The organism is Streptomyces sp. KR55, assembly GCF_052245645.1.
Lineage (GTDB): Bacteria > Actinomycetota > Actinomycetes > Streptomycetales > Streptomycetaceae > Streptomyces > Streptomyces flavusporus.
Genome location: NZ_JBQQCE010000959.1, coordinates 1 through 993, shown reverse-complemented (window position 1 = coordinate 993; position 993 = coordinate 1). Strand labels below are relative to the sequence as shown.

General features: G+C 71.4%; 1 protein-coding gene and 1 pseudogene. Both read left to right on the top strand.

Annotated features, from left to right (window positions below):
* Positions 1 to 42 precede the first annotated feature (42 nt).
* Positions 43 to 243 (top strand): annotated as a pseudogene (locus ACTWQJ_RS51800) (helix-turn-helix domain-containing protein); the annotation flags it as partial.
* A 157-nt stretch (positions 244 to 400) separates the two neighbouring features.
* On the top strand, positions 401 to 993 hold a 593-nt coding region (locus ACTWQJ_RS51795; protein ID WP_443313267.1), incomplete at its 3' end, for an IS630 family transposase.

Below are 993 nucleotides of genomic sequence, written 5' to 3'. Positions count from 1 at the left end.
TATTGAGCCGGAACGGTTGAGTTGCCTGCTCGTTGGCCGGGTGTGATCGGGGTTGAGGACGCGCGTCGGCTGACGCCTGCCGCGCGGGAGGTGGTGCGGCTGCGGGTGGTGGCCGCACTGGAATCGGGCAAGGTACGGACGTACCGGCAGGCGGCCGAGGTGTTCGGGGTCAGCGAACGGTCGGTGGGCAGCTGGTGGCGGGCCTACCGCGGCGGCGGCCGGGACGCGTTGGCGGTGCGACGCACCCGGCGCCCCGGACCGCACGAGCTGATCAGCGATGAGGAACGGGGCACGCTGTTTCAGGCGATGGCGGACTACACGCCCGAGGAACTGCTGATCGGCGGGCCTCTGGACGCGGGCCGCGGTGCACGAGTTGGTCCGGATGGTGACCGGGGTGGTCATGACCGAGCGCGGAGTGGGCAAGTGGCTGCGCCGGCACGGCTTCACCCCGCAGCGTCCGACCCGCCGCGCCTGCCAGCAGCAGGAGAAGAAGGTGCGCGCGTGGCTGGAGGAGGAATACCCGGCCATCGCCGCGCGGGCGAAGACGGAGAAGGCCGTAGTGGCCTGGGCGGACCAGTGCGGGCTGCGCTCGGACACGGCGCCGCCCGGCCGCTCCTGGGCGCCGAAAGGCCGCACCCCCGTGATGAGGGTGAACGGCAAGCGGCTGCGCGTGAACGTCATGTCCGCGATCGCCTCGCGCGGTGCCCTGTGGTTCACCGTCTTCACCGGCCGCTTCACCGCGACGGTGTTCACCGGCTTCCTGGACCGGCTCGCCCGCCAGGCCGGACGCAAGGTCTACGTGATCGCCGACCGGCACCCGGTCCACCGCAGCAAGGCCGTCCGTACCTGGCTGAACGAGAACGCCGACCGCGTCGAACTGCACCTGATGCCCGGCTACAGCCCCGAACTCAACCCCGACGAACTGCCAGGCGCCGACATCAAGCGGCATGTCCACGCCTCACGCGCTCGCTCGGCCGACGACCTCGCCCACGA